The 22,863-nt window shown below is 54.4% G+C and carries 23 protein-coding genes and 1 riboswitch; of the genes, 7 read left to right on the forward strand and 16 right to left on the reverse strand.

Annotated features, from left to right (window positions below):
• Nucleotides 1-296 precede the first annotated feature (296 nt).
• On the forward strand, nt 297-716 hold the full coding sequence (locus tag MHH82_RS27555; RefSeq protein WP_145040703.1) for a helix-turn-helix domain-containing protein: 420 nt from the start codon (nt 297-299) through the stop codon (nt 714-716).
• A 71-nt stretch (nt 717-787) separates the two neighbouring features.
• Nucleotides 788-1,213, forward strand: a complete 426-nt coding sequence (locus MHH82_RS27560) for an ImmA/IrrE family metallo-endopeptidase (protein ID WP_096776604.1) — start codon at nt 788-790, stop codon at nt 1,211-1,213.
• Nucleotides 1,214-1,391: 178 nt separating this feature from the next.
• On the opposite strand, the gene MHH82_RS27565 is transcribed toward MHH82_RS27560, so the two are convergent.
• The 8 genes from MHH82_RS27565 to MHH82_RS27600 form a co-directional block, all read right to left on the reverse strand.
• The gene (locus tag MHH82_RS27565) at nt 1,392-2,129 is read right to left on the reverse strand and encodes a hypothetical protein (RefSeq protein ID WP_251498547.1); all 738 of its coding nucleotides are present in this window, start codon (nt 2,127-2,129) and stop codon (nt 1,392-1,394) included.
• Between the two features lie 415 nt (nt 2,130-2,544).
• A complete protein-coding gene (locus MHH82_RS27570) occupies nt 2,545-3,324 on the reverse strand; it encodes an AraC family transcriptional regulator (protein ID WP_009594583.1) in 780 nt (259 codons plus the stop codon).
• Between the two features lie 6 nt (nt 3,325-3,330).
• The gene (locus MHH82_RS27575) at nt 3,331-3,927 is read right to left on the reverse strand and encodes a LysE family translocator (RefSeq protein WP_145040708.1); all 597 of its coding nucleotides are present in this window, start codon (nt 3,925-3,927) and stop codon (nt 3,331-3,333) included.
• A 137-nt stretch (nt 3,928-4,064) separates the two neighbouring features.
• Nucleotides 4,065-4,424 (reverse strand): DMT family transporter, encoded by a 360-nt coding sequence (locus MHH82_RS27580; protein WP_009594607.1) that lies wholly within the window; start codon nt 4,422-4,424, stop codon nt 4,065-4,067.
• Between the two features lie 4 nt (nt 4,425-4,428).
• Nucleotides 4,429-4,998, reverse strand: coding sequence for a TetR/AcrR family transcriptional regulator (locus MHH82_RS27585; RefSeq protein ID WP_009594579.1), 570 nt, complete (start codon nt 4,996-4,998; stop codon nt 4,429-4,431).
• A gap of 148 nt (nt 4,999-5,146) precedes the next feature.
• Nucleotides 5,147-5,953, reverse strand: a complete 807-nt coding sequence (locus MHH82_RS27590; RefSeq protein ID WP_192570610.1) for an energy-coupling factor transporter transmembrane component T family protein — start codon at nt 5,951-5,953, stop codon at nt 5,147-5,149.
• Nucleotides 5,950-7,626, reverse strand: coding sequence for an ABC transporter ATP-binding protein (locus tag MHH82_RS27595; RefSeq protein WP_340968834.1), 1,677 nt, complete (start codon nt 7,624-7,626; stop codon nt 5,950-5,952). The genes MHH82_RS27590 and MHH82_RS27595 overlap by 4 nt, the downstream gene beginning before the upstream one ends.
• A complete protein-coding gene (locus tag MHH82_RS27600) occupies nt 7,619-8,248 on the reverse strand; it encodes an ECF transporter S component (RefSeq protein ID WP_015737384.1) in 630 nt (209 codons plus the stop codon). Before MHH82_RS27600 ends, MHH82_RS27595 begins: the two co-directional genes overlap by 8 nt.
• A 91-nt stretch (nt 8,249-8,339) precedes the next feature.
• Nucleotides 8,340-8,452: riboswitch (TPP riboswitch) on the reverse strand.
• Between the two features lie 165 nt (nt 8,453-8,617).
• On the opposite strand from MHH82_RS27600, the gene asd reads away from it, so the two are divergent.
• Nucleotides 8,618-9,421, forward strand: coding sequence for an archaetidylserine decarboxylase (asd, locus tag MHH82_RS27605; RefSeq protein ID WP_015737385.1), 804 nt, complete (start codon nt 8,618-8,620; stop codon nt 9,419-9,421).
• Between the two features lie 63 nt (nt 9,422-9,484).
• Here the strand turns inward: asd and MHH82_RS27610 are convergent, their stop codons facing one another.
• The 3 genes from MHH82_RS27610 to pdxR form a co-directional block, all read right to left on the reverse strand.
• Nucleotides 9,485-10,381, reverse strand: coding sequence for an SDR family oxidoreductase (locus MHH82_RS27610; RefSeq protein WP_340970171.1), 897 nt, complete (start codon nt 10,379-10,381; stop codon nt 9,485-9,487).
• A 684-nt stretch (nt 10,382-11,065) separates the two neighbouring features.
• Nucleotides 11,066-11,851, reverse strand: coding sequence for a helix-turn-helix domain-containing protein (locus MHH82_RS27615; RefSeq protein ID WP_009594561.1), 786 nt, complete (start codon nt 11,849-11,851; stop codon nt 11,066-11,068).
• A 59-nt stretch (nt 11,852-11,910) separates the two neighbouring features.
• Entirely contained in the window at nt 11,911-13,377 is a 1,467-nt protein-coding gene (gene pdxR, locus MHH82_RS27620) for a MocR-like pyridoxine biosynthesis transcription factor PdxR (RefSeq protein WP_015737387.1), read from the reverse strand.
• 127 nt (nt 13,378-13,504) lie between these two features.
• On the opposite strand from pdxR, the gene MHH82_RS27625 reads away from it, so the two are divergent.
• The 3 genes from MHH82_RS27625 (at nt 13,505) to MHH82_RS27635 (ending at nt 15,834) form a co-directional block, all read left to right on the forward strand.
• Nucleotides 13,505-14,119: a pyridoxamine 5'-phosphate oxidase family protein gene (locus tag MHH82_RS27625; protein ID WP_340968839.1), complete on the forward strand. Its 615-nt coding sequence runs from the start codon at nt 13,505-13,507 to the stop codon at nt 14,117-14,119.
• 125 nt (nt 14,120-14,244) lie between these two features.
• Nucleotides 14,245-15,543, forward strand: a complete 1,299-nt coding sequence (locus MHH82_RS27630) for an aminotransferase class I/II-fold pyridoxal phosphate-dependent enzyme (RefSeq protein ID WP_009592117.1) — start codon at nt 14,245-14,247, stop codon at nt 15,541-15,543.
• Between the two features lie 168 nt (nt 15,544-15,711).
• The gene (locus tag MHH82_RS27635) at nt 15,712-15,834 is read left to right on the forward strand and encodes a hypothetical protein (RefSeq protein ID WP_009592125.1); all 123 of its coding nucleotides are present in this window, start codon (nt 15,712-15,714) and stop codon (nt 15,832-15,834) included.
• A gap of 139 nt (nt 15,835-15,973) precedes the next feature.
• On the opposite strand, the gene MHH82_RS27640 is transcribed toward MHH82_RS27635, so the two are convergent.
• The 4 genes from MHH82_RS27640 to MHH82_RS27655 form a co-directional block, all read right to left on the reverse strand.
• A complete protein-coding gene (locus tag MHH82_RS27640) occupies nt 15,974-17,197 on the reverse strand; it encodes an ABC transporter permease (RefSeq protein ID WP_340968842.1) in 1,224 nt (407 codons plus the stop codon).
• On the reverse strand, nt 17,194-17,946 hold the full coding sequence (locus tag MHH82_RS27645) for an ABC transporter ATP-binding protein (RefSeq protein WP_015737390.1): 753 nt from the start codon (nt 17,944-17,946) through the stop codon (nt 17,194-17,196). The genes MHH82_RS27640 and MHH82_RS27645 overlap by 4 nt, the downstream gene beginning before the upstream one ends.
• A 127-nt stretch (nt 17,947-18,073) precedes the next feature.
• Nucleotides 18,074-19,420, reverse strand: coding sequence for a DEAD/DEAH box helicase (locus MHH82_RS27650; RefSeq protein WP_015737391.1), 1,347 nt, complete (start codon nt 19,418-19,420; stop codon nt 18,074-18,076).
• A 253-nt stretch (nt 19,421-19,673) separates the two neighbouring features.
• Nucleotides 19,674-20,558 (reverse strand): LysR family transcriptional regulator, encoded by an 885-nt coding sequence (locus tag MHH82_RS27655; protein ID WP_340970174.1) that lies wholly within the window; start codon nt 20,556-20,558, stop codon nt 19,674-19,676.
• 217 nt (nt 20,559-20,775) lie between these two features.
• Between MHH82_RS27655 and MHH82_RS27660 the strand changes: the two genes are divergently transcribed.
• A complete protein-coding gene (locus MHH82_RS27660; RefSeq protein ID WP_340968845.1) occupies nt 20,776-22,056 on the forward strand; it encodes an adenylosuccinate synthase in 1,281 nt (426 codons plus the stop codon).
• Here the strand turns inward: MHH82_RS27660 and MHH82_RS27665 are convergent.
• A complete protein-coding gene (locus MHH82_RS27665; RefSeq protein WP_015737394.1) occupies nt 22,043-22,804 on the reverse strand; it encodes an alpha/beta fold hydrolase in 762 nt (253 codons plus the stop codon). The genes MHH82_RS27660 and MHH82_RS27665 overlap by 14 nt on opposite strands.
• Nucleotides 22,805-22,863 lie beyond the last annotated feature (59 nt).

The raw sequence follows: 22,863 nt of genomic DNA on the forward strand, positions 1-22,863 counted from the left end.
CGGAAACACTCCCCTTTTATTGTCATGGTCAAGCTTACAATTTGCCATTTGGCAGAAGCCGGTTCTTCATCTTATGTTCGCATATTGTTCGTATTTTTCATTAATATACCACTATTTGGAGACCGGCGTAAACCTTCAAATGGACGAACTATATAGAGGAATATGGGACATCCCTCTCATTTTCTTGCCTTTTGGCAATAATACTCTCTTTTATTTTACCTGTTGGCAAAGGATGGGAATGCGTTTATACTATAAGTAGATGTTTCAGATGGACTATGGTGAGGAGTGGCCGGAACGTGGAACGCTTATTTGGATCGTACCTGAAAGAGATGAGGGAGAATAAAGGCTGGAGCATCAATCAGTTGGCCCAGGCCGCCGACATCAGCGGATCGCAGATCTCGCGGATCGAGAATGGGCTGCGGGGCATACCCAAGCCGCAAACACTGCGCAAAATGGCGGAGGCGCTCGAGGTTCCCTATGAAGAGCTGATGAACAAAGCTGGTTATCTGCAGCAGGATGCCGCCAAGCACGAAGAGATACCGGCTCCCGCTTGGGCTACCTCGAGGGATAAACGGGATTTCAAGAAAATGCTCGAGGATGACGGCGAGCTCATGTTTGACGGGGTCCCTCTGAGCGGGGAGGACAAGCAGCGCATCAAGGATGTCTTGACCGGACTGTTCTGGGAAGCCAAGCAGATGAACAAACGCAAGAAATAAATCCACATGCATAAGGAGATACATAACGATTCTTACGATTCAACCAAAACCAATATTGCAGGTGAACTGCCATGGATGATCATTTACAACCTTTAATCCGTCAGCTGATCAAAAAACATCACACCAACTGCCCCTTTGAAATAGCGGCTTCCTTGGGCATACATATTCGGTTCGCGGATTTAGGCCAGACGACCAAAGGACTGTATTTCCGTAAACTAAGACGGAGATTCATCGTCATCCACAATCAGCTGCCGCCGCCGTGGCAGCGCTTCGTATGCGCGCATGAGCTGGGGCATGACCGTCTTCATAAGGGAATCAGCCGTTTTTTTCTGGAGGAGCATTCCTATTTCAGCCCGGGCAAACTGGAGCGGCAAGCGAACCGCTTTGCCATAGCCCTGTTGACCGCAGGTCTCGCGCCCGGACCGGGAGAGTCCCTGCACGAATTCTATCTGAGAGCCGGCATTCCGCAAGAAATGCTATATTTTTTTAGATTTTAAACGAACATACGTTCCTGATTAGCATCCATTCTTTATTTTCATTCAACCACCGATGGGCAAAAAAGAACCCGCCTTTGGCTTGTCGCCAAAAGCGGGCTGCTTGGTGAAAACTCATTCAAGAGGTTAGCGGGAGAGGATGCCGGCGGGCTCTTTCTATAATCCGGTCCGTTTAACTCCCTCATAACGGTTCAAAGATGGCAACCTGCCGCTTGCCCACCTTTAAATGCTGAATTCTTTTAAACCGGTCATGCTTTAATTTCTGGCCTTTGTCGGAAATGACGGCAACCACCGAACGGGCGGGATCCAGGATCGCATGTATGCCGTTAAAAAAATCTTCTACAGGCGCCTGGCTGCCGCCGCTCCAGCTAACCATGTCCCCGTAAGGGAGATCGGTCATGACGATTTGGGTCCCCTTGCAGGGGGCCAGGCTTTCCTCCGGTTGGGGCTGGGTAATATCAGCTTGAAAACAAACCGTTTCTTCCAAACGGGACATTCTTATCAGCTCCCGCAGTCGGTCAGCGCTTTCCAGCGCATCCTGGTGGGATGGCTTATGATAGAGTGCCAACAGCTCTTTCAGCTGTTCGGCGCGTTGTTCTAGCCCCTCTTCACGGAGCAGCGACAGGTTCTTCCCGGCTATGCCGAGCACCTCCGCGTTAATGTCCGAGCCGATCACGCGGCGAATGCGCCGCCCGTGCAGCAGGCCCACCACCGTCAACAGATACGCCCCGCCGCAGCAGGGATCGTATAAGGTATAAGGTCCCTGTACGCCTTTTTCCTCTAATATATGAAAGCACCGCTGGGCAATCTCGCTGGCCAGCCTGACGGGAAACGACGTCGTTCCCTGCGCATTATACAGTACCCGGCCGCTGGCGAAATCCTCGTAGCTGCGCTGGGCTGATTCATAGATATATTCCATTCAAATGATTCCTTCCATCCGGCTAAAGCCTGAGTAGTTTCCAATGATTCCTCATACAGATTAACATCCCTTGGCCATATCTCAAAATCCGGTTGCGGCTCCCTGCTCACAGTTTCAACGAACGGCTTACCTTTCGTACATTCACAGAAGACAGACCGCGTTTAGAGGACGTTTTTCTTGCGATTATCGAATGAGTTCAGCTTCGCTGAAAACTTATAAATTCTATAATCTTAAAAAGAAATAGACCGCCCTTGGTCAGGATCACGGTCTATTTCTGATCGGATTTCCTATAGTAAGGCCGCTCTTATAGCGGTACGTTGTACGCCGGGATCATGTTCGCGCACTATAACGGAGTTTATTCACAAATGCCAAGCCTGGCTTGAAAAATCGCGCGAATGATCGGCTCCTGCCGCCTCTACTTATCCAGATGGGACATATAATCAAACGCCGTCGTGCCGTACACGTTCTTGAAATGCCGGTTCAAATGGGCAAGATCCGTGAAGCCGCATTGGGTCACGGCTTGATAAACATCCCGGCTGTCCTCGATCAGGTGCTTGGCGCGCTCCACTTTGCAGTTCAGATAATACTGATAGGGCGACAGCCCCGTATTCGCTTTGAAGGTACGGATGAACTGATACTTCGACATCCCGAACTCCCCGCTCAATTCGTCCAAACGGAGGACATGCTCCAGATGATCGTGCATCATGTCTTTCGCCTTCCGCGTAAATACGCTGTCCTTCCGGCTGTCCGGGTTCAGAATATCCTCGTTAAAATGCCCCGCCAGGCCCAGCAGCAGCTCGCTGCTCTTAGCCTCCGGCTGACCCGTGAAGATCGACCTCGTCACATTGAGAATGCTCTGCCGCAGTCCCGCATGATATACGATCGGAGATTGAAACCGCACGATATCCTTTTTCTGAGTCAATTCCAGGAAGAGCTCCGGATGAATATAGATCATCACATAGTCGATGCCCGTTCGTTCCTGGGACCAGCCATCATGATTCTGCTCCGGATGGAACAGCATGACCCCGCTTTGGTAAGAAGCCTGCTGGCTGCCGTCAAGGGAGTACTTCTGTATGCCGCGCAGCGTAACGCCGAGGGCATACTCTTCGTGGTAATGCTTCTTGTATTTGAAATCCGTCAGGCTCGCGGACAATGCGGTAATGCCCACCGCTTTTTTGTAAATAAACTGCTCCATCTTCCTTCACCCCTTTATGAGCTCCGGTATGCCGGATACGACGATGGCCGAATACAGCAGAAACAAAGCCAGGATCGTGTTGGTCGTCCTCCGATATTTTTGCATAATTCCTTGAAAAAGGCTACCGCACACGGCCCAGGTCATATACGCAGACAGCCCGATTAACGAAACCGCCACAACGAACGCCGAAACGACAGGGCCTGCCGTATAATACGGCATCACGTAGCTGGGAATGACCGTCAGCGTGAACATTACCACCTTCGGATTGATAAACTGCATCAGAAATCCGGACGTAAAAGAAGCCGTTTGGTTAACGCCGGACTTGGATACGTCCATATTATACACTTGATATGCAAGATACAGCATGAACAGGCAGCCGGCTACCCGCATGATCGGCAGAATGATCGGCATGCCGGAGGACAGCAGCTGGCCTAATACGACCGAAGCGGCGATTAATAAGAAAAAAGCGATGGAGGCACCGGCGATGTAGCGCAAGGTCTTCTTCATGCCGGAGTTCTGGACCGAAGACAGAATGACGATATTGGACGGTCCCGGCGAGAAAGCCACGATAAAACAGTAAATAAAAAACGAAGACAGGTTCATGATGATAGCTCCTAACAAAGGAATTTCCTTTGTCATTATAGAGCCGGACGCGAAGCGGGGCATAGTACATTATTGCAGCAGAACAAGAGCCGTAACGGGTACGGCCCTTAAGCGAAAATCATTTCATGATACCGTCCTTAATGACCGGACTGGTGCGTCTTCGGTTGCTCCTGCGCATGCGCGCTGCCGGATAAATTGAGCAGCACGACCCCTGCGATGATCAGCAGAATCGAGAATACCTTGAGCCCGTTGATCTGCTCCGCAAAGAACATGTAACCGATCAGCGTAATGATCATGATGCCGAGTCCCGACCAGATCGCGTAAGCCACGGATATTTCAATCTGCTTCAGGCTCAATGTCAGGAAGCTCAAGCTGCAAATATAGAACACGACCAGCAGCACGCTTGGCAGCGGTTTGCTGAATCCTTCCGACAGCTTCATGTTCAGCGTGCCCGCCACCTCGAACAGAATAGCCAAACTTAGATAGACCCAATGCATAATCTCAAGACCCCTTCCGTTTCTCAGCGGCAATGCCGAACAATAAAATATCCATGACGGACTGCAGCAGCTCCCCCAGCGGCAGTTGATGCTTCACCGTCGCCCTCGAATCGTAAATCTGATGGAGCGACCCAAGGTACAGGTCGATGAACAGCGGCATATGAATCCGTTTGATGCTGCCCTCGGCCATGCCCTGCTCCATCAGCTCGGTGACAATGCCCCATTCTTCTCGGAAAAAGGTGTCCAGCTTCTCCCACTGCGGATAATGCGACCGCTTCAGATCCGGCAGCATCCCCAAATCCATCTTCTCCATCTCCTGAGGCAGGCAGATCAGGATCTGATGGATTTTCTCCAGAACGGTAAGTGTCTCGTCCGCCGCAATTTCGCGTTCGCGCTGCTGGATGTGACGAATCATCCCGTCAATGATATGCTCAACGATTTCTTCCTTGGATGAAAAATGCTCATATATCGTCCGTTTGCTAATCGCAAGGCCGCGGGCCAGATCACTGACCGTAAACGTAAACCCCTGCCGCTGAATCAAACGGATCGTTTCATTCAATATTCGCTCGCGCAAGTGACCAAACCCTCCTTTTGGTACTGAAAATACTTCATCGGTACCATTAGTATTATAACGCCTCAATCAGTATAAAATCCAGAGTTTTCTATAAAAAAAGAGCCTGCTTACAAGCCGTAAGCAGGCTCTTTATCCAGAGAACAACCGTTTAATCAAACCGCACGTCGCCAATGCCGAACCAAGGAAAATATCCGGCCGCAATATAGGCGCAGCAGGCGGCGGCTGCCAGTAAACCGACGACCAGAAGATCGTAGCGGGAATATCGTGACGGGTAATAATACGTTCGGGCCTTCGCCCGGTCCCCGTCAAATTGCTTCGCCTCCATCGCAGCAGCCACCCGGTGTGCCCGGCGGATGCTTTGCGCCAGCAGCGGCACCACATACATGCCTGCGCGGTTCACCATGCCGCGAACTCCCCGAATCGGGCGGACTCCCCGTACCTTCAAAGCCTGGCGGCGGATCACATATTCCTCCCAGACCATGGGCAGCAGCCGGATCGAGGCCATGAAGCTGTACGCATACTTCGGCGCAAGCCTCAGCTTCTGCATCAGGCTGTAGAACAAATCCACCGAGGACGTTGTCGTGACGAGCAGCAGCCCCTCCGATGCAAAGGCAATCCCCTTAAAGCCCAGATGCAGCCCCCGATAGAAGCTTTCTTCCGATACCCGGAACAATCCCCATTCCCACCAGATCGTCTCCCCCTTACCGAACAGCATCATGGAAGAGGCGGACGATATAAAGGCAAGCAGGAACGGAATGAAGAACAACAGCATCTTCCACGGCTTCACCCCGCTGAGCACCACGAGGCAAATCATAAAGATAAAGGCCTGATACATGACAAAATCAAGATCATGGGTCAGCACCGTCATAAAAAACAGCGCACAGATCAGTCCCAGCTTCACCACCGGATTCGCCCGGTGCAGCCAAGTGATCCGCACAGGATTCCATATATTCATGCGTTCACCCCCGTATGGAGATGACCGGATGCAGCCAGCGTATCCCGCGACGCATCGGCGTGATTCGCTTTGCCCGTCTCCCCTCCGGATTCCGTCCCGCTACACCAGCGCGGGGAAGGCAAACTTGACGTCAACCGCCCCTCCCGAATCTCCCAGATGTGCGTGGCCGCCCGCTGCGCGATCTCCATTTCATGGGTCACCATGAGAATGGCGGTTCCGGCGCGGCGCAGCCGTTCGCACATCTCCAGAATCGCGAACGTGTTCCGCGCATCCTGTCCGAAGGTCGGTTCATCCAGGAGCAGGACGGCCGGCTGCCTTGCCATGGCCGTGGCAACGCTCAGCCGGCGCTTCTGGCCTGTCGACAGCTGGTACGGGTGCCTGTTATCCATGCCGTCCAGCCCAAAGCGTTCCAGGCAGCGGTCGGTCCGTGCCTTCGCTTCATCCGGCGGCATATGGTCCACCAGCAGCGAGTACATCACCTCATCGCCGATACGTTCCGTCAGAAACTGAAGCTCCGGATTCTGAAACACGAATCCGATTGGGCGAAGCTGCCGCTCTCTCTTCTTCCGCACTTTCCTGCGCTTGCCCTGGATGACCTCCTCCCCGCAGAGCACATAGGTCCCTTCGGCACGCAGGAGCCCCATCAAACTGAGCAGCAGCGAGCTTTTGCCTGCGCCGTTCGGCCCGATCACCGCAATGAAATCTCCGGGGTATACCTCAGCCGAAGGAAGAGAGACGACCGGTTTCTCCCATCGCAGTCCCCGGAAATCATCTAACCGAATGACAGGCTCCCCAAGGTGGGCATACGATGAGTCTGCCTCAGGTATGAGACTTCCCAGCTCATCGCCTGGCGCGTCTACCGGAGCAAACAGCTTCCGTCCTGCCCGAGACTCCGCATAATCCTCCCATACGCCGGGATACCAGATGCCATACGCCTGAAGCTCGCGCGCATACTCGGCGAATATCGCTGCCGGCGGACCATCGCCCAGAATGGCGCCATCCGGGGTGAACAGCACCACGCGGTCCACGTATTGGGCCATTTCTTCAATCCGGTGCTCCACGATAATCAGCGTACGCCCTTCCGATACGGCCTTCACCGCTGACCAGATTTGCTCCCTGCCTTCCGGGTCGAGCAGGGCGGACGGCTCATCGAGGAACAGCACCTCCGGCTCCAGCAGAAGGGCCGAAGCCAGCGCAAGCCTCTGCTTCATCCCCTGCGACAGATGACCGATCGGCATATGCAGCTCCTGAAGGTCAAGCCCAACCTCATGCAGGACGGCTTGCATTCGCTCCTTCATCTCGTCGCGGGGAACGCTGAGGTTCTCCAGCACGAAGGCCAGCTCTTCATCCACGTACGGCATGCAGAACTGGGTATCCGGATCTTGAAATACATACCCCCAAGAGCGAGGCACCAGCTGGGCTTCGCATTTCATCGGCACCTCCGTGGCGCGGGGAATCATCCCGCTAAGCACCTGAAGCAGCGTGGATTTGCCGCAGCCGCTCGGACCGAGCAGCAGCACCTTTTCCCCGCGGGCAGCCGAGAAGGACAAGTCCTTAAACATCAAACGCTCCTCGCCCGGATACTTCAGGCGCAATCCCTCCACATGCACGGCCTGCTCCGTAACCACCTCGGCGGTTGAAGACGAAACCAAGCGGGCGGCGGTTTTAGACATGGCGCGGATCATCCAGTGCTTCATAATCCTTCTTGGACGCAGGGCGCAGCAGGGATGTGACGCCCGTACGGTCCAACGCTTTGGCCAGCAGCAGCATGAGCAAGCCGGCAATGACGGCGCCGCTGAGAATCCGCATGCCATACTTGGCGAGGAACATCCAGGTCTGCAGATCATCGGTATAACTGTAATAGAAGTCCATCACCATCGAGCCGACCGCCGCGCCGGCCCCGGCAATCGCCACCGTCCACGCCGAGGTGCTCCGGTAACGGAACGCCGCGAATACCAATTCCGCGCCCAGCCCTTGAATGAGACCGTACAGCAGCAGCGTCAGTCCCCAGCCGCTCCCGAACAGCACTTCCACGTGGGCCGCCGCCACCTCCGCGATGATGGCCACTCCCGGCTTGCGGATCAGCAGGTAAGCGAGCGTGGCCGCTGCGAACCACATGCCGTATAACAGTTCATCCGCTTCGAAGAACAGCGGTTTCAGCAGATTGTAAACCGATCCCCAGAAGTGATAAATGACGCCAAGCACCAGCGATACCAGCACCGTCACCAAAATATCGCTTAAACGCAGCCCTTTTCTAGGCTGTACCCCCAATTTCTCTTGCACTGACGTTCCCATAACAACACATTCCCCTCTCCACCGCTATTTTTGTATAAACACAACAAAAAACCGTCTGGAAAAACGCGCAGACGGAAAAATAGGCCCTATGTAGGCAGGGTCGGATATTCTCTACGCTGGCATTACCCAGTTCAGATTAACGGTCAACAGCGGATAGCAGCTGCAATCTCAGCCTGATTCACTCAAGCCCCCGTATTCCCTATTCGGTTTCATGTTAATCTTAAAATACACATTCGTTCCCCAATTAGCAAGAACCTTTTTTCAAAAATGGCTATTTATTGATTTCCGGCTCATTCTATGTCAATATCAGAGTGATTGGCTTTTCCACCAACGTTTTATTGCCGACACCTATGCACAAAGGAGAATGACATGGCTAAACAATTGCTGCGTCTGATGACCGAGCTGTCCTCCCGCAAGTGGCTGTCCCGCATCATGGGGCATTGTTCCCACAGCCGGCTGAGCCGTCATCTAATACCTGCATTTATACGAATCTACCAAATCCCGGCGCATGAAGCGGAGAAGGAGATCCACGAATACCGTTCGCTGAACGAATTCTTTTCCCGCCGGTTAAAAATAGGCCTCCGCGCCATAGACGACACCGCCGATGCCATGGTAAGCCCCGTCGATGCCACGATTTCGGCGATGTGCGCCGTCAACGCCGGCACCATCCTCAGCGTCAAGGGACAGGATTATACCCTGAGCGAGCTGCTCGCCAAGTCACCGAGAATGGAGAATTATATCAACGGTTATGCATTCGTATTGTATTTAAGCCCCACCGACTATCATCGCATACATTCCCCGGTAACCGGCATTCAAGCGGAAAGCGAGCATTTGAAGGGCCGGGTATACCCCGTGAACGATTTTGCGATGACCCATATCCGGAACGTGCTCAGCCGCAACGAGCGCCTCATTACCTATATTGCCCATGAATTCGGCGAAGTTGCGGTCGTGAAGGTCGGAGCCATGAACGTAAGCAGCATCCGTTATGCCGACGAGAGCGTGAAGAAATACGACATTGGCGACGAACTTGCGTACTTTGAATTCGGCTCTACCGTCGTGCTCTTGACGGAGAACGGCACGTTTACACCCCGCGGTGACTTGGAACCGGGCTCCAAGGTGAAGATGGGAGAACTGCTCGGTTTGCTGCACCCTTCCACAGCCCGAAAAGGGTAATTCCTTTCAGCTTCCAAGCATGCGCTTTAAGCTAAGTCCATGAAACATTCGACGGATGAAGGATTACCGCCTGCTCAGCAGCCGGTAAATGATCCGCTGAAACAGCCGATCCGGCAGCAGTCCCTTGATCCGCGCGGTCAGCCGCGTGCCTCGGGGCAGCGTATAGCGGAACCTCGGTTTGGTCATGGACGATATGCTTGCCACAAGACGGGCTACCTCCTGCGGATCTCCGCTTTCCCTGGCCGTCCGCTCGGAATAGTCCAGCACGCCCTTCAGCAGACCGCTGTAGGGTGATCCTTCCTTGACCGCCAGCTCCCCAAAACTCTTATTCCAGATCGGCGTGCCGTAGGCACCGGGCTGGACCAGCACGACATCGATGCCAAAGGGCATCAACTCCATGGACAGGCTCTCGCCGAACCCCTCCAACGCAAATTTGGACGCCGCATAGGGACCATAACCCGGAAAGCCGACCCTGCCGCTAATGCTGCTCATGAGAATGATTTTGGACCGTCCGGTCTTGCGCAGCAGCGGGAGCATATGCTGCGTCACCGATACGGTCCCGAAGAAATTCGTCTCCATCTGCTTTCGCCAGCCCCCCAGCGGCACTTCCTCCACCATGCCGCCCACCGCCTCGCCGGCGTTGTTCACCAGCACGTCCAAGCGGCCGAACTTCTGCTCCAGCGCCGAAGCAGCAGCCTTGACCTGCTCCTCGGCACATATATCCAGTCGGAAGATGTGAATACGCCCGGTAACATCTGCTTGTTCAGCCTGAGCCAACAGCTCTGCCGCCGCCTCAGGTCTGCGAAGACCCGCGGCCACGTCATAACCTGCTTTTGCCAGCTCCAGACTGATCAGCAGTCCGAACCCGCTCGACGCGCCCGTGACCAGCGCAACCTTCCCTGCTCCCGCCGTTACCACCGGATCACCGCCGATGCCGTTATTCCTCTCACATGCCAACATCCTTCCTTTATCCAAAATGCCTAATCTCTTACTTTTTCGAGCTCTGCTCTTAAGCGTTTTATGTATATTCCCAATATAACAAATGTTTGCAATGTCAACAGAGTCTATCGCAGCTGCATCCCTTTACAACGTAATCAGACAAACTCCCTGTCCGTATAGGCACCCACTAAATAGCCCCACAAAGCGGAGCCTATGCTTCGATGCTTATTCCAAATACTTTGCGGGGACTCCAAAACATATCGAAAAAAAGGGAGCTTGTCAGCTCCCTTTTGCGTGTTTCCAGCGAAATGCGTATATGATAACGGGATTCAACGTCACCCGTATGTAGGCCAAGGTCCTTTAAAACCAAACGTCCTGATGATTCGGATTCGTTGTCTTCATGCGACGCAAGCGATTTCTGAAAATACCGCAGCCGCCACGACTGAAGAAACGTCCACGCACCCGTCTTCTTGGGCTCATTCCCCTCTCCCCCCTTCATAAGAAAAACGTCTATCGACGTACTCGCATAGAAGACAGACCGCATTTAGCGGAAGTTTTTCTTGCGATATCAGGAAGGCTCATGCTTCGAATTTATACTTTCTGATATCTTAAAATGAAACTGTACGTCGTTTTTACCCTAAATCGCTTGCTATGAAACCCATAGGCCCCTTCCACCAAGCAGGTAAGTTATGGAAGGGCGGGGAATCACCGAATTTCGGATGGGCTCTTGCCCGTATACTGCTTAAATTGTCGGCTGAAGAAGAAAATATCCCGATAACCCAGCGCGTCGGCCACTTCCGTTACGTTCATCCCTTGATGCAGCAGCAGATGCTGCGCCCGCTCGATCCGCATCTGAATGATATAGGATTGCACCGGCGTGCCGATCAGCTCCTTGAACTTGATCGAGAAGTAGCGGGGAGACAACCCCGCTCTGGCCGCCAAATCCTCGACCCGATGGGGAACCCCCGGGTGCTGGCGGACGTAATTCGCGATTTCATGGATCGCCTCGGACAGCTGATTGCTTGCTTTTTTGACCACCGGCGCATCCAGATCCGAGCGCAGCAGATGAATCATCAGCTGCTTCAGAATGAGCTGGCCCTCTTCCAGTGAACCATAGGGCTTGTCCAGATACAAACGCACATAGCGTGCAAGCAAATATTCGAAATCCATCGTTTCCGTCAGCTTGCGATAAGATGCCGGAATCTCTTCGACCGGGTCGGTCACGTCAAAATGGATATATGTCAATACGAGCGGCTTCTGCGGATTGTGCGTCGCGCTCGTATGATCTCCGGGTCGGAACAGGAAGCAGCTTCCCTTTCCCACGGTAAAGGGCTCGTCATTTAGCTCGACCGTGCCTTCGCCGCTCCATACATAGAACAAATCGTAGTTCTGCATGGGCCTTTCGCGTTTTTGCCATTTCCAGCCCGGCTCGCAAACGATTTTGGCAAGCGCAGGCATGATTATAAACGAAGACGGCGATGCATTCAGCATCTCGTCATAACCCCCTCATCTCATTCAAAAATTGACCTCTTTCCCATCATACCCGTTTTTTATGTTTTTTGCATGTCCCGCCATGCCTGCGCCATCCGGGCAACCCCTTCTTCGATGCTGGATATGCCGAGATGCGAGAAGCCGAAGCAGGCGGCAGGCGGCCCGGGCGTACGATGATAGGCCGCCGCATCCCGAAACATGACGCCGCGCTTGCGGGCAGCCTCCTGGAACAGGGCGTACTCTTCCGCGGAGCGCAGCCAGTTCGCGTAAACGTGCAGGCCGGCATCGCCGGGGTGAAGGCGAAACAAGCCCGAGGCGTGGGTTTCCATCCCATGGCGAAGCGCCTCATACCGCGCGCCGTACAGCCGGGTCATTCTTCTGAGATGCCGCCCGTAACCTCCCCTTACAATAAAGCGGGCCAAGGCACGCTGCTCCAATACGGCTGGCGAGATCGGCTCGTACAGAGCCTTGGCCTGAACGACCGCCTCAACCAGGCTCGGGGGAAGCACGGCATAACCGATGCGGAGGCCGGTGAACATCGTTTTGGAGAATGAACCGACAAAGATGACGCGCCCCTCGTCGTCCAGCATTTTCAGAGGTTCGATCGGCTTGCCGCCCCAGCGGAATTCGCTGTCGTAATCATCCTCGATAATGAAGGCCTGGCGGCTTCGCGCCCAATTCAGCAGCGCCCTTCTTCGCTCCAGCGGCAGCACCGCGCCGGTCGGGTATTGACGGCTGGGGCTTACGACAAGCAGGCCGGCGTCCCATTCGCACGGAATCAATCCGGCATCGTCGACAGGGGACGGCAGCGGAATCCCGCCGCTCAAGCTTATGCCCCGGTGGATTCCCTGATAACCCGGATCCTCCATCACCACGTGATCGCCGGGATCAACCAGCAGCTGAAACATCAGGACAAGCCCCTGCATGGAACCGCTGAAAACCACGATATGCTCGGGATCCGCCTGTATGCCCCGCGTGAACCGGAGGTGTCCGGCTATCGCCCGGCGCAGTTCGATATCCCCCTCCGGCGGCGCTCCGTTCTGCAGCTCGGCTCCCCCGCTTCCGCCTGCATAGGATAACGCGCTCCGCCACTCCGAATAAGGGAAATCCTCCATGGGCATCCTCGCATTCGCGAAAGAGATCGTACCCGGGGGAGGCTCCTTCAGCAGCAGCTGTGCCGAGACATATTCCCCGCTCTGGCTCATCAGTCGCTGCCCCCAAGCGGAGAGCGCCGGCGCCCGCTCGGCCAATGGCGGCTGGCCTGCCGTGGCAGCTATTCCCTCGGCCACGTATGTTCCGCTGCCCTGCCGGGATACGACGTAGCCCTCGGCCATGAGCATGTCATAACACTGCGCGGCCGATCCCCTGGACACCCCGTAGAGCCTGGCCAGCTCGCGGGTTGCGGGAAGCCTCGTGCCTTCCGGCAGCTTGCCGCTATGAATCGCGGCGCGAATCGCGTGGTACAGAGCCAAATATTTATATCGATATTGTTCCACATAGGTCTCGAACGGCAATCCAAGCTCCATGACGATGTCTCCTCTATTTTGGGATTACGATCAAATTGGACTATACAAATTACTCTAAATTGGCGCTTTTTCCTTGTCAATGAACATCGTATGCTGTTATTCAAAATGATAGGGGGAGCATGTAACCATGAGAAGAGACGAATTTGCGATGGAGGATCCCCAAGAGATCGAGGACTTCCTTCGCGGGATGAGCTTTGGTTTCCTTGGAACAGCCGATGAAGAGGGAATCCCGCGTGTAACGCCTTTGAATTTTGCCTATGTCAACGGAGCGTTCTATTTTCACGGCAGCCGGATGGGTGAGAAAATGGACCATCTCCGCCGGACGCCCGCCGTATGCTTCACCATTGCGGATGAGTATGCCCTCATCCCTTCCTATTTCTCCGACCCCGAGATGGCATGCCCGGCCACGGCCTATTTCAAAAGCGTAACCGCTATCGGCGAGGCCGTGATCGTAGACGATCTGGAGGAAAAAGCGCTTGCGATGGAAGAGCTGATGCAAAAGCTGCAGCCTGAAGGCGGATACCGCGCCATCGACGCGAACGACCGGGCTTATATCTCCAGGCTGAAAGGGGTAGCCGTCATCCGGCTGACTCCGCAGCGAATGAGCGCCAAGTTCAAGTTCGGCCAGAACCTGAAGCCCGATCGGCTCCAAGCCGTCATCGAAGGCCTGGAATGCCGCGGCAAGAATCGGGACGAGGAGACGGCAGGACTGATTTGCAAGTATCACCCTGGACCGCGTTAAAGCATTACATTTATCCGTGACGGTTCCTGGGGTAGGTGGTATAATGTTAGGCAATGAAAACGTAAAGGCAACTTGTCACCTGCTCTTACCTTAACCAAAAGTATTCGGAAGGAAGGAATCAGTTCATGAACCCATTGGTTGGTCAATTGAATGGAAAAATGCAAGCTGGCAATCCGCATGTGTACGACATGCTCTCCACACTCGGCAGGGAAATCTACTTCCCGAAGGAAGGCATCCTGAGTCAATCCGCGGAAGCGACGAGCCATGCGAAAAAATATAACGCTACGATCGGCATTGCAACCGAGGGCGGAATCCCGATGCATCTGGGCGTCATCCAAGACAAACTTTCGGCATACCAGCCGAAGGATCTGTACCCGTATGCCCCTCCGGCCGGCAAGCCGGAGCTTCGCTCCGTATGGCGGAACAAGATGATCCAGGAGAATCCTTCGCTTGAAGGCAAGAGCTTCAGCAATCCGATCGTCACGAATGCGCTGACGCATGGACTTAGCATCGTAGCCGATTTGTTCGTGGATGAAGGGGATGCCGTCATTTATCCCGACAAAAACTGGGAAAATTACGAGCTGACCTTCGGCATTCGCCGCCATGGCATTCATGTAACCTATCCTCTCTTCACGGACGATATGAAATTTAACGCCGACGGACTTCGTCAGGCTCTGCTGAGCCAGAAGGATAAAGGCAAAGCCGTCGTTCTGCTGAACTTCCCGAACAACCCGACGGGTTACACGCCCGGCGCGGAGGAAGGTGCGGCCATCGTGTCCGCGATTCAGGAAGCTGCCGAGGCCGGCATGAACGTTGTCGTCGTAACGGATGATGCGTATTTCGGCTTGTTCTTTGAAGATTCGCTGAAGGAATCGCTCTTCGGACGCCTGGCGGGCCTTCATCCTCGCGTGCTTCCCGTGAAAGTCGACGGTGCTACGAAGGAAGAATTCGTATGGGGATTCCGGGTCGGCTTCATTACGTATGCGGCTGAAGATAAAGACGTGCTGGACGCTCTGGAGCAGAAAACGCTCGGCATTATCCGCGCAACGATATCCAGTGCCTCCCACCCTTCGCAGACCTTTGTTCTGGAGGCGCTGAAATCGCCGGAATTCCACGAGCAGAAGGAAGAGAAATTCGTCATCATGAAGGGCCGAGCCAACAAAGTGAAGTCCATCCTCGACAGCGGCAAATACGGCGATGTTTGGGAGTACTATCCGTTCAACTCCGGCTACTTCATGTGCCTTAAGCTGAACACGGTAAACGCCGAGGAGCTCCGCTCCCATCTCATTCATGAGTATGGCGTAGGAACCATCGCCCTCGGCGAGCATGATCTCCGGATCGCCTTCTCTTGTATTGACGAGGAGTATTTGGAGGATCTGTTCGACCTGGTCTACAAAGGGATTCAGGATCTGCAGAAGGCTTGATGATCCATGCATCCGAATATATAAACGTTTAGGTAAAATAAAGACCGGGAATTCTCCCCGGTCTTTATTTTTTCTTCTGCCATATCTAAACGCTCGCCCATACACATAGACCAATAGCTACATACAATACCGTGTACTATAAATCATCGAACTGAAAGGGGAATGAACATGGGTGCAGTTGAAGAAGTAAGACACGGTGGATACGGCGGATACGGCGGTGGATACGGAGTCGGAGCAATCCTGGTTCTCTTTATCCTGCTCGTTATCATCACTCGTTCTTTCTGGGTGTAATGACAACCAGATAACAGCTATACTAGAAATCGCAGGTCGCCAGACGACGCACTGCGATTTCTGCAGCCAACCCTAACCCATACGATAACCACCGATAGAAGGCCGGGACGCTAACGTCCCGGCCTCTTCCCGTTATATTCTATTCGTCGTCGTCATCGTCTTCGCGCCGGCTCTTTCGGGCAGCGGCGCTTCGGAACAGGAACACAATCGCGATGCCTGCAGCCATCGTACCGAGTATCCGCCCTGGCGCGCTAAGGATGCCCGGAACGAGCGGAAGCCACAGCAGTACGGCCCAGAACAGCTGTACCTGGAAGATCAGCTTGCCTTCATTGTCGCGGCGAGTTCCTTCCGGAAGCGGATAGACGTGCAGCCAGAACGATTCCGGATGCAGCTTGCGCAGCGCAGACAATTGGAGCCCGACAATCATCAGGCTGATCAGATATACAAGCGCAGATACCAGGCTATCCCGGGTGGCCCATACGATAAAGGCTCCAAGCAGTCCGACACGGATCAGAATGCCCAGAATATCGCTGCGTGTCAGGCTCTTGATAAGAAGAAAGCGATAGGCGCTCTCCTTCTTCCACGCCAATCCTTTCCCCCATCCGGACAGCCATTTCCGCGCATGGACGCGCTGCTCCCGCTGAGGCACATTCACGAACCAGCTCAGCACCATCATAACCCGGCTTGCCTGCCGCTGCTCAACGGCGATTAATCGCTCCCAGGCGACCAAGTGTTTGACGGGAACGGATAACGCGGCAACATACGTGAGGCCGAGCAGCGCCATGAACAGGAGGGCACGGCCCGTTGGATGCCATAGCCAGGCAGCCAGGCTCAGTGCCGGAACGATCCAGCGGAGTGCCCGATAGGCTGCTGCCGCGTTCCGTGACACCATAAGCTGCTCCTTCCAGCTGCCATAGCTGGACAGCAGCTGGAACACGGTCAGGACAGCAAACGTAGCCAGCAGCGTCTTTGGCGAAACATCGCTGCGTATGTATAGAGGCCATAGAATGAGCAGGACCAATCCCAAGCCGATGATTTTATATATGACTCCGCTAAACCATGCTTTGCGGAAATATTCCTTCATTCGGGATTCCAGCGGAATGAGGAACACCGTATCCGCCGTGCGCAGATACGTGCGAATGCTGCTGTTGATCATGAGGGGCGCAAGGAAAATCAGCATGATCCAGCGTATCGGCAGATCTGGCGGAACTTGCTGCAGAAGTGCGGTATACCATGCCGCGAATGCAATCAGCAGGAACAGGAATACGACGGCGACCCCGCTCTGTATGACATAACCCAGATAGGGAAGGATTTCACCCCAGAACTGCCCGCGTCGTTTGACATACAGCTCACGCAGATTCATTCGCCCTTACCGTCCTGAATCAGCACATTGAACAGCTCTTCCAGGGACATGCCCGGTCTTCCCGCTTGATCCTGGATTTCCTTCAGCGTCCCCTGAGCAATGATGCTGCCGCGGTGCAGCACGATGAACCGGTCGCAATAATTCTCGATCGTCGAGAGAATATGGGAGCTTAGCAATACGGAAGCACCGGATGCTTTCAATTCCAGCATAAAGTCAAGCAGCGAGCGGATCCCGAGCGGATCAAGCCCAAGGAAGGGCTCGTCGATGATGTACAGCGACGGTCTCGCGACGAATGCGCACATGATCATCACTTTTTGGCGCATGCCCTTGGACAAATGCGTGGACAGGCTGTCCATCTTTTCTTCCATTCGGAACATCTTCGACAGCTGCGCCGAGCGCGTCTCATAATCCTCGCGGGACACGCCGTAGGAACGAGCCGTAAATTCCAAATGCTCGCGCACCGTCATTTCCTCATACAGCAGCGGGGATTCGGGAACGAAAGCCAAGGCGCTGTGATACGCTTCCGAATGCTCCGAGCGGCTCTTCCCCTGGACCTGGATGATCCCCTTTTGCGGATTCATCAGACCCAGGATATGCTTCATCGTCGTACTCTTGCCCGCGCCGTTCAGGCCGATCAAACCTACCATTTCCCCCGGTTCCACCTGAAAGGTTACGTCATGCAGAACCGGTCGGTTTATGCTATATCCGCCGCTTAATCCTTGAACAGACAATACCGGCTGTTCGCTCATTATCGATCACCTCTTATTCTGAAAAGAGTCCAATCCACACGGATGATGACCTTACCGAATCCGCATAAATCGGACCCAAAAAACAACATCATCGCTGCAAGCCCCTACGCTCGCGGAGGCCTCAGCTTTAGCCCCGTGGAGGCTTGTTCTTCAACCATTTCGGAGCGCCCTTGTTCTTGCGGTCACGCTCCCGTTCACTTTGACGCTCGCCCGATGCCTTGCCGTTTCCGGACTTGCCATTGACGCTGATGGAAGCGGGCTTTCGGGCAGGCTTGTCTTTGCGGGCAGCCCCCGCAGCCGACCCGCGGGGACCTTGACCCCGATCGGTTGGAGCGGAACGCGGGGTTCTTACCTTGCCGCCATACAGGGCGCGTTCTTCGATCGATATGCCCAGCTCGCGATTGAACTTGCGCATGATGAACGTTTGACGGTCCGTGACAAGCGTAATCGCCATGCCGCTCCGCCCCATGCGTCCCGTGCGGCCTGCGCGGTGCGTGTAATGCTCGGCATCAATAGGCGGATCGTAATTGATCACCATGCCGAGCCCTTCAATATCGAGCCCCCGGGCGGCGACATCGCTAGCCACCAGAAGCTTGGTGCGCCCTTCTCTAAACGCGTTCAAAACCCGACTCCGGGTCATCTTGTCGGCGTCCCCGTATAGGGCAGCTGCGTTTAATCCAAGGTAATTCAGCTTCGCCTCCACCTCTGCCAAGTCCTCGGTGGCATTGACGAACACGATCGCACGGTCGGGATTGTAATGCCGTACCACGCGGCGAAGCATGTCCAGCTTGTCGCGCTCTTCCGAGACGAAATAATAATGCTCCAGCGCGGACGGCGTCCGACGCTCCGGATCGATCCCGATTTCAACGGGCTGATCCATCTCCTTCTTCACGAGCTCGGCCGTCTCCGGACTCACCGTTGCGGATAAGAATACCAATTGACGGTCGCGCAAGGCACTGCGCAGGATGCGATCCACATCGCCGGCGCCGCCCAGATTAAACACCTGGTCCACCTCGTCAACCACGATCGTGGTCACTTGGTGCATTTTCAGCTTCCGGATTTCGATCAGTTCCCGCACGCGTCCCGGCGTTCCCACGATCAGCTGCGGATGCAGCCGCAGCTTCTCAATCTGACGCTTGGCCGCGGCACCGCCGATCAGGCCGAGCACGCCGATTCCGCGGGCTTCCCCGTAGCGCTCGCTCTCTCTCACGATCTGAACGGCGAGCTCCTGCGTCGGAGCGAGAATCAATTTCTGGGCTCCCTTGATCTCCGGATCGATGCCCTGAAGAACGGGCAGCAAATAAGCAAGCGTCTTTCCCGTGCCCGTCTGGGAAGTCGCCAGCACGTCCTTGCCTTCGAGTATGGGAGGAATCGCCTCAGCCTGAACGGGAGAAGGCGTGGCAATGCCGAACTCCGCCAATCGGGAGGACAAATCCTCCGCTATTCCTAATGTATGAAATGTAGTTCCAGTCATATGTTAGTCCATCCTTTTTTTAGATATCAGAAGTCTATGATTCCAAAGCGCGTCTGCCTGATATCGCTGGAGAAACTTCCGTTACGTGCAGTTTGTTTGCTTTATTGAAAGTACAGCAGGCGTTTTTTCGAACGAGTCTTGTTCACTCTTTCTCATTATATGCCAAAACAGGAGTTGCCACCAAATCAAACATGAGAAATGGCCTTACTCTGCGTTTCATGCAGGTTATTTCTGCTATGCTTGATGGTCATGCCTAGGGCAGTAGAGCGAGAAACGACTTGGCCGCTGCAGATAGCGGAATGCCTCGAAGCGTTGCAATTCCGATGCTGCGCTCGGGAATCGGCGGATCGAGCGGCACCTCGATCAGCTGGCCTGTTTGCATTTCGTCTTTGGCATAGTCGCGAATGACAAAAGCCAGTCCGAAGCCGCTTCGGGCAAACTGTACCAGCAGCTCGATGCTGCCAAGCTCGAACTCCGGTTTTAGCTTTACGCCCTGGAGCTCGGCGTATTGATCCACGTACATCCTCGTGCTTCCGCCAGTCTCCAGCATAAGCAGCGGGTAGTTCCCGATATCGTGAAGGGACAACGGGTGCGGTAATCCGGCCCGCTCCGCATACGACCTGCCAGCCACTAAACAATCATGGATCGGCGAGCTTGGGCGAAAGTCGATTTGTTTATCGGAAGCCGGTAAATGGACGATGCCGAAATCAATCTTCCCTTCCTTAAGAAGCGACAGCGTTTCCGGGGTGGTGCGGTTGGTGATGCGGATGCGAATATCCGGATAGGCGGCGTGGAAATACTCCAAATGAGGCAGCAGGTAATACTTGCACAGCGTATCGCTTGCCCCGATATTGATTTCGCCGCTGTGCAAATTATGCATGTCCGCGATCGCCTTCTCGCCGATTTCGATCAAACCGAAGGCTTGCTCGATATAGCGAAACAGCACATCGCCCTCGGACGTGAGTTTCACTCCCTTGGTGGTCCGAAAGAATAGCGGACCTCCGATCGTTTCCTCCAAATGCTTAACGGTATGGCTGACGGCTGGCTGGGTGATATGCAGATGATCCGCTGCCCTCGATAAACTGCCGAGCCGCGCAGTCCAATAAAAGACGCGATACCACTCCATATTGATTTCCATCATGATGACCTCGATTTTATCAAATGATAACAGGAACCTTGGATCGAAATTCGAGAGTTCATCTTCGAATCCCTCCGTTACCCGTATTCTTCTCTAAAGAATCGTATAACATAAGTGAAACTAATGTCTACTATTACAAATATCAATTTTATTTATAATCAAGCAGCTCATATAATGAGCCATGTACAAGAAAATGATCGTAGGAGGCGAACATGTTTTGACAGTCACAGCCATTGTAGGAGCCAATTGGGGAGATGAAGGCAAAGGTAAAATGACGGATGTTCTTGCGGCGCAATCGTCGTATGTCGTTCGATTTCAGGGAGGGAGTAACGCGGGGCATACCATTATCAACGATTACGGGAAATTTTCGCTGCATATGCTGCCATCGGGTGTATTCTATCCAAACGTAACGAATATCATCGGTCCGGGAACGGCTTTGGATATGGAGGTTTTGATCGGGGAGCTTCAGGAACTGGAAGCCAGACACGTTCCCGCTCCGAAGCTGTTTATATCCGAGCGCGCCCAGGTCGTGCTTCCCATTCATCGGCTGCTGGATGAACTCGAGGAAGAACGGCTCGGCGCCCGGGGATTCGGTTCCACGAAACGCGGAATCGCGCCCTTCTACGCGGATAAATATGCCAAGCTGGGCATTCAGGTCGCTGATCTGTTACACCCCGATCGGCTTCGTGAACGGCTCGAGCAGATGCTTGACATCAAGAATGTGCAGCTGCAGCATCTTTACGGAAGGGACCCGCTGAACGTTGATGAGATGGTCAAGCAGCTATTGGAGCCCTTCCAGTTCCTGTCCCCGTATATTCAGGATACGACCACGCTGCTGCAGCAAGCTTATATGAAAGGCGATCCGATCCTTGTGGAGGGCCAGTTAGGAGCCCTGCGCGACCCGGATCACGGGATCTACCCGTTTTCCACCTCCTCCTCCACGCTGGCAGGCTATGCACCGGTCGGGGCAGGACTTCCGCCGTACGCTATCAGCCAAGTCATTGCCGTTGTTAAAGCATACTCAAGCTGCGTCGGCGCAGGCCCCTTCGTGACCGAACTGCATGGGGATGAGGCGGATGAACTCCGCCGCCTTGGCGGCGATGCAGGCGAATACGGAGTTACGACCGGCCGGCCAAGACGAATGGGATGGTTTGATACGGTAGCCACCCGTTACGGCTGCATGATTCAGGGAGCTACCGAAGCCGTTCTCACCAACCTTGACGTACTGGGGTATCTGGATGACATTCCGGTATGCGTCGGCTATGAATTAGAGGATGGAAGCATCATTGACCATTTTCCGGTAACGGCCGATCTGCATTCCGCAAAGCCTGTCCTGCGAACGCTGAAGGGCTGGAAATGCGACCTGTCGCACATCCGCTCCTTCGACGAGCTCCCGGAAGCCGCGCAGCGATACGTGCAGTTTATTGAATCGTCCATTGGCGTACCCGTCAAGACGATCTCCGTCGGCCCGAGACGGGATCAGATTATGATGAGATAGCTGATTCACGGCTTGTTTTCACTTGGCCAACGAAGCCTTCCAGAATCCGCCGGACACCAAGGGGATCGCTCAGCATCGGCAGATGGCCGGTGCTGAGGCTCTCCACCCTGTCCGCCGACAGATTGGCTGCCATGCGCTCTTGCAAGGATTCTCCGAACTCCTTGTCTTGGGTGAGCTTCACGTAAAGCTTAGGCACTTGGGGTGCGGATGCTTGAACGCGATCCGTATAGACCCTACGGGATTCCGGGATGAACTCTGCTGCGATGCGGGAGGCCTGCTCCTCCGGCAAATCGCTGCACAGCCCCTTGCGGATCACGGATTCAGGCGGCTTCGTTCCGGCCATTTTTAATAAAACCGGCATGATGATCCTCTGGGGAAACGGAAGCGCCGAAACAAACGAACCGCCGCTCTTAGGTATGGCGGCACCGATGGCAACGAATCCGGCTACCCGTTCGGATAACCTGGCAGCCAGCTCCATGGCCAACACCCCGCCCAGGGAATGCGCCACAAGGACGAACTTGTCCGTATCCCATCTTCTCACCTGCTCCGCCATATGGGTTACATAATCCTCCAGCGTCAAATGATGCCCGGGCATCCCTGCAGCCTCTTCCCGCGACGGGTAATCAACCTTCAAACACGGATAGCCCAGTCCTTCCGCAACGATATCCCACACGCCTCCGTTCATTCCGGCCCCATGTAAAAAAACAAACCCCAGTTCTTCCTGCATCATTTTTTGTTGTTTAGTCATGCATATTCCCCTTTCATAATGTACCTCTGTTCCAAGGATTCAATGGAACCCTTGCTGCT

Source organism: Bacillus sp. FSL K6-6540, assembly GCF_038007545.1.

Coding starts and splice junctions, on each gene's coding strand:
- MHH82_RS27570 (WP_009594583.1), bottom strand. CDS start 3,324: ATGGAGCAGTTTATTTACAAAAAAGCGGTGGGCATTACCGCATTGTCC.
- MHH82_RS27610 (WP_340970171.1), bottom strand. CDS start 10,381: ATGTTGGCATGTGAGAGGAATAACGGCATCGGCGGTGATCCGGTGGTA.
- MHH82_RS27580 (WP_009594607.1), bottom strand. CDS start 4,424: ATGCATTGGGTCTATCTAAGTTTGGCTATTCTGTTCGAGGTGGCGGGC.
- MHH82_RS27625 (WP_340968839.1), top strand. CDS start 13,505: ATGAGAAGAGACGAATTTGCGATGGAGGATCCCCAAGAGATCGAGGAC.
- MHH82_RS27645 (WP_015737390.1), bottom strand. CDS start 17,946: ATGAGCGAACAGCCGGTATTGTCTGTTCAAGGATTAAGCGGCGGATAT.
- MHH82_RS27635 (WP_009592125.1), top strand. CDS start 15,712: ATGGGTGCAGTTGAAGAAGTAAGACACGGTGGATACGGCGGATACGGC.
- MHH82_RS27630 (WP_009592117.1), top strand. CDS start 14,245: ATGAACCCATTGGTTGGTCAATTGAATGGAAAAATGCAAGCTGGCAAT.
- MHH82_RS27595 (WP_340968834.1), bottom strand. CDS start 7,626: ATGTCTAAAACCGCCGCCCGCTTGGTTTCGTCTTCAACCGCCGAGGTG.
- pdxR (WP_015737387.1), bottom strand. CDS start 13,377: ATGGAGCTTGGATTGCCGTTCGAGACCTATGTGGAACAATATCGATAT.
- MHH82_RS27615 (WP_009594561.1), bottom strand. CDS start 11,851: ATGCTGAATGCATCGCCGTCTTCGTTTATAATCATGCCTGCGCTTGCC.
- MHH82_RS27565 (WP_251498547.1), bottom strand. CDS start 2,129: ATGGAATATATCTATGAATCAGCCCAGCGCAGCTACGAGGATTTCGCC.
- MHH82_RS27560 (WP_096776604.1), top strand. CDS start 788: ATGGATGATCATTTACAACCTTTAATCCGTCAGCTGATCAAAAAACAT.
- MHH82_RS27600 (WP_015737384.1), bottom strand. CDS start 8,248: ATGGGAACGTCAGTGCAAGAGAAATTGGGGGTACAGCCTAGAAAAGGG.
- MHH82_RS27650 (WP_015737391.1), bottom strand. CDS start 19,420: ATGACTGGAACTACATTTCATACATTAGGAATAGCGGAGGATTTGTCC.
- asd (WP_015737385.1), top strand. CDS start 8,618: ATGGCTAAACAATTGCTGCGTCTGATGACCGAGCTGTCCTCCCGCAAG.
- MHH82_RS27655 (WP_340970174.1), bottom strand. CDS start 20,558: ATGGAAATCAATATGGAGTGGTATCGCGTCTTTTATTGGACTGCGCGG.
- MHH82_RS27665 (WP_015737394.1), bottom strand. CDS start 22,804: ATGACTAAACAACAAAAAATGATGCAGGAAGAACTGGGGTTTGTTTTT.
- MHH82_RS27640 (WP_340968842.1), bottom strand. CDS start 17,197: ATGAATCTGCGTGAGCTGTATGTCAAACGACGCGGGCAGTTCTGGGGT.
- MHH82_RS27575 (WP_145040708.1), bottom strand. CDS start 3,927: ATGAACCTGTCTTCGTTTTTTATTTACTGTTTTATCGTGGCTTTCTCG.
- MHH82_RS27590 (WP_192570610.1), bottom strand. CDS start 5,953: ATGAATATATGGAATCCTGTGCGGATCACTTGGCTGCACCGGGCGAAT.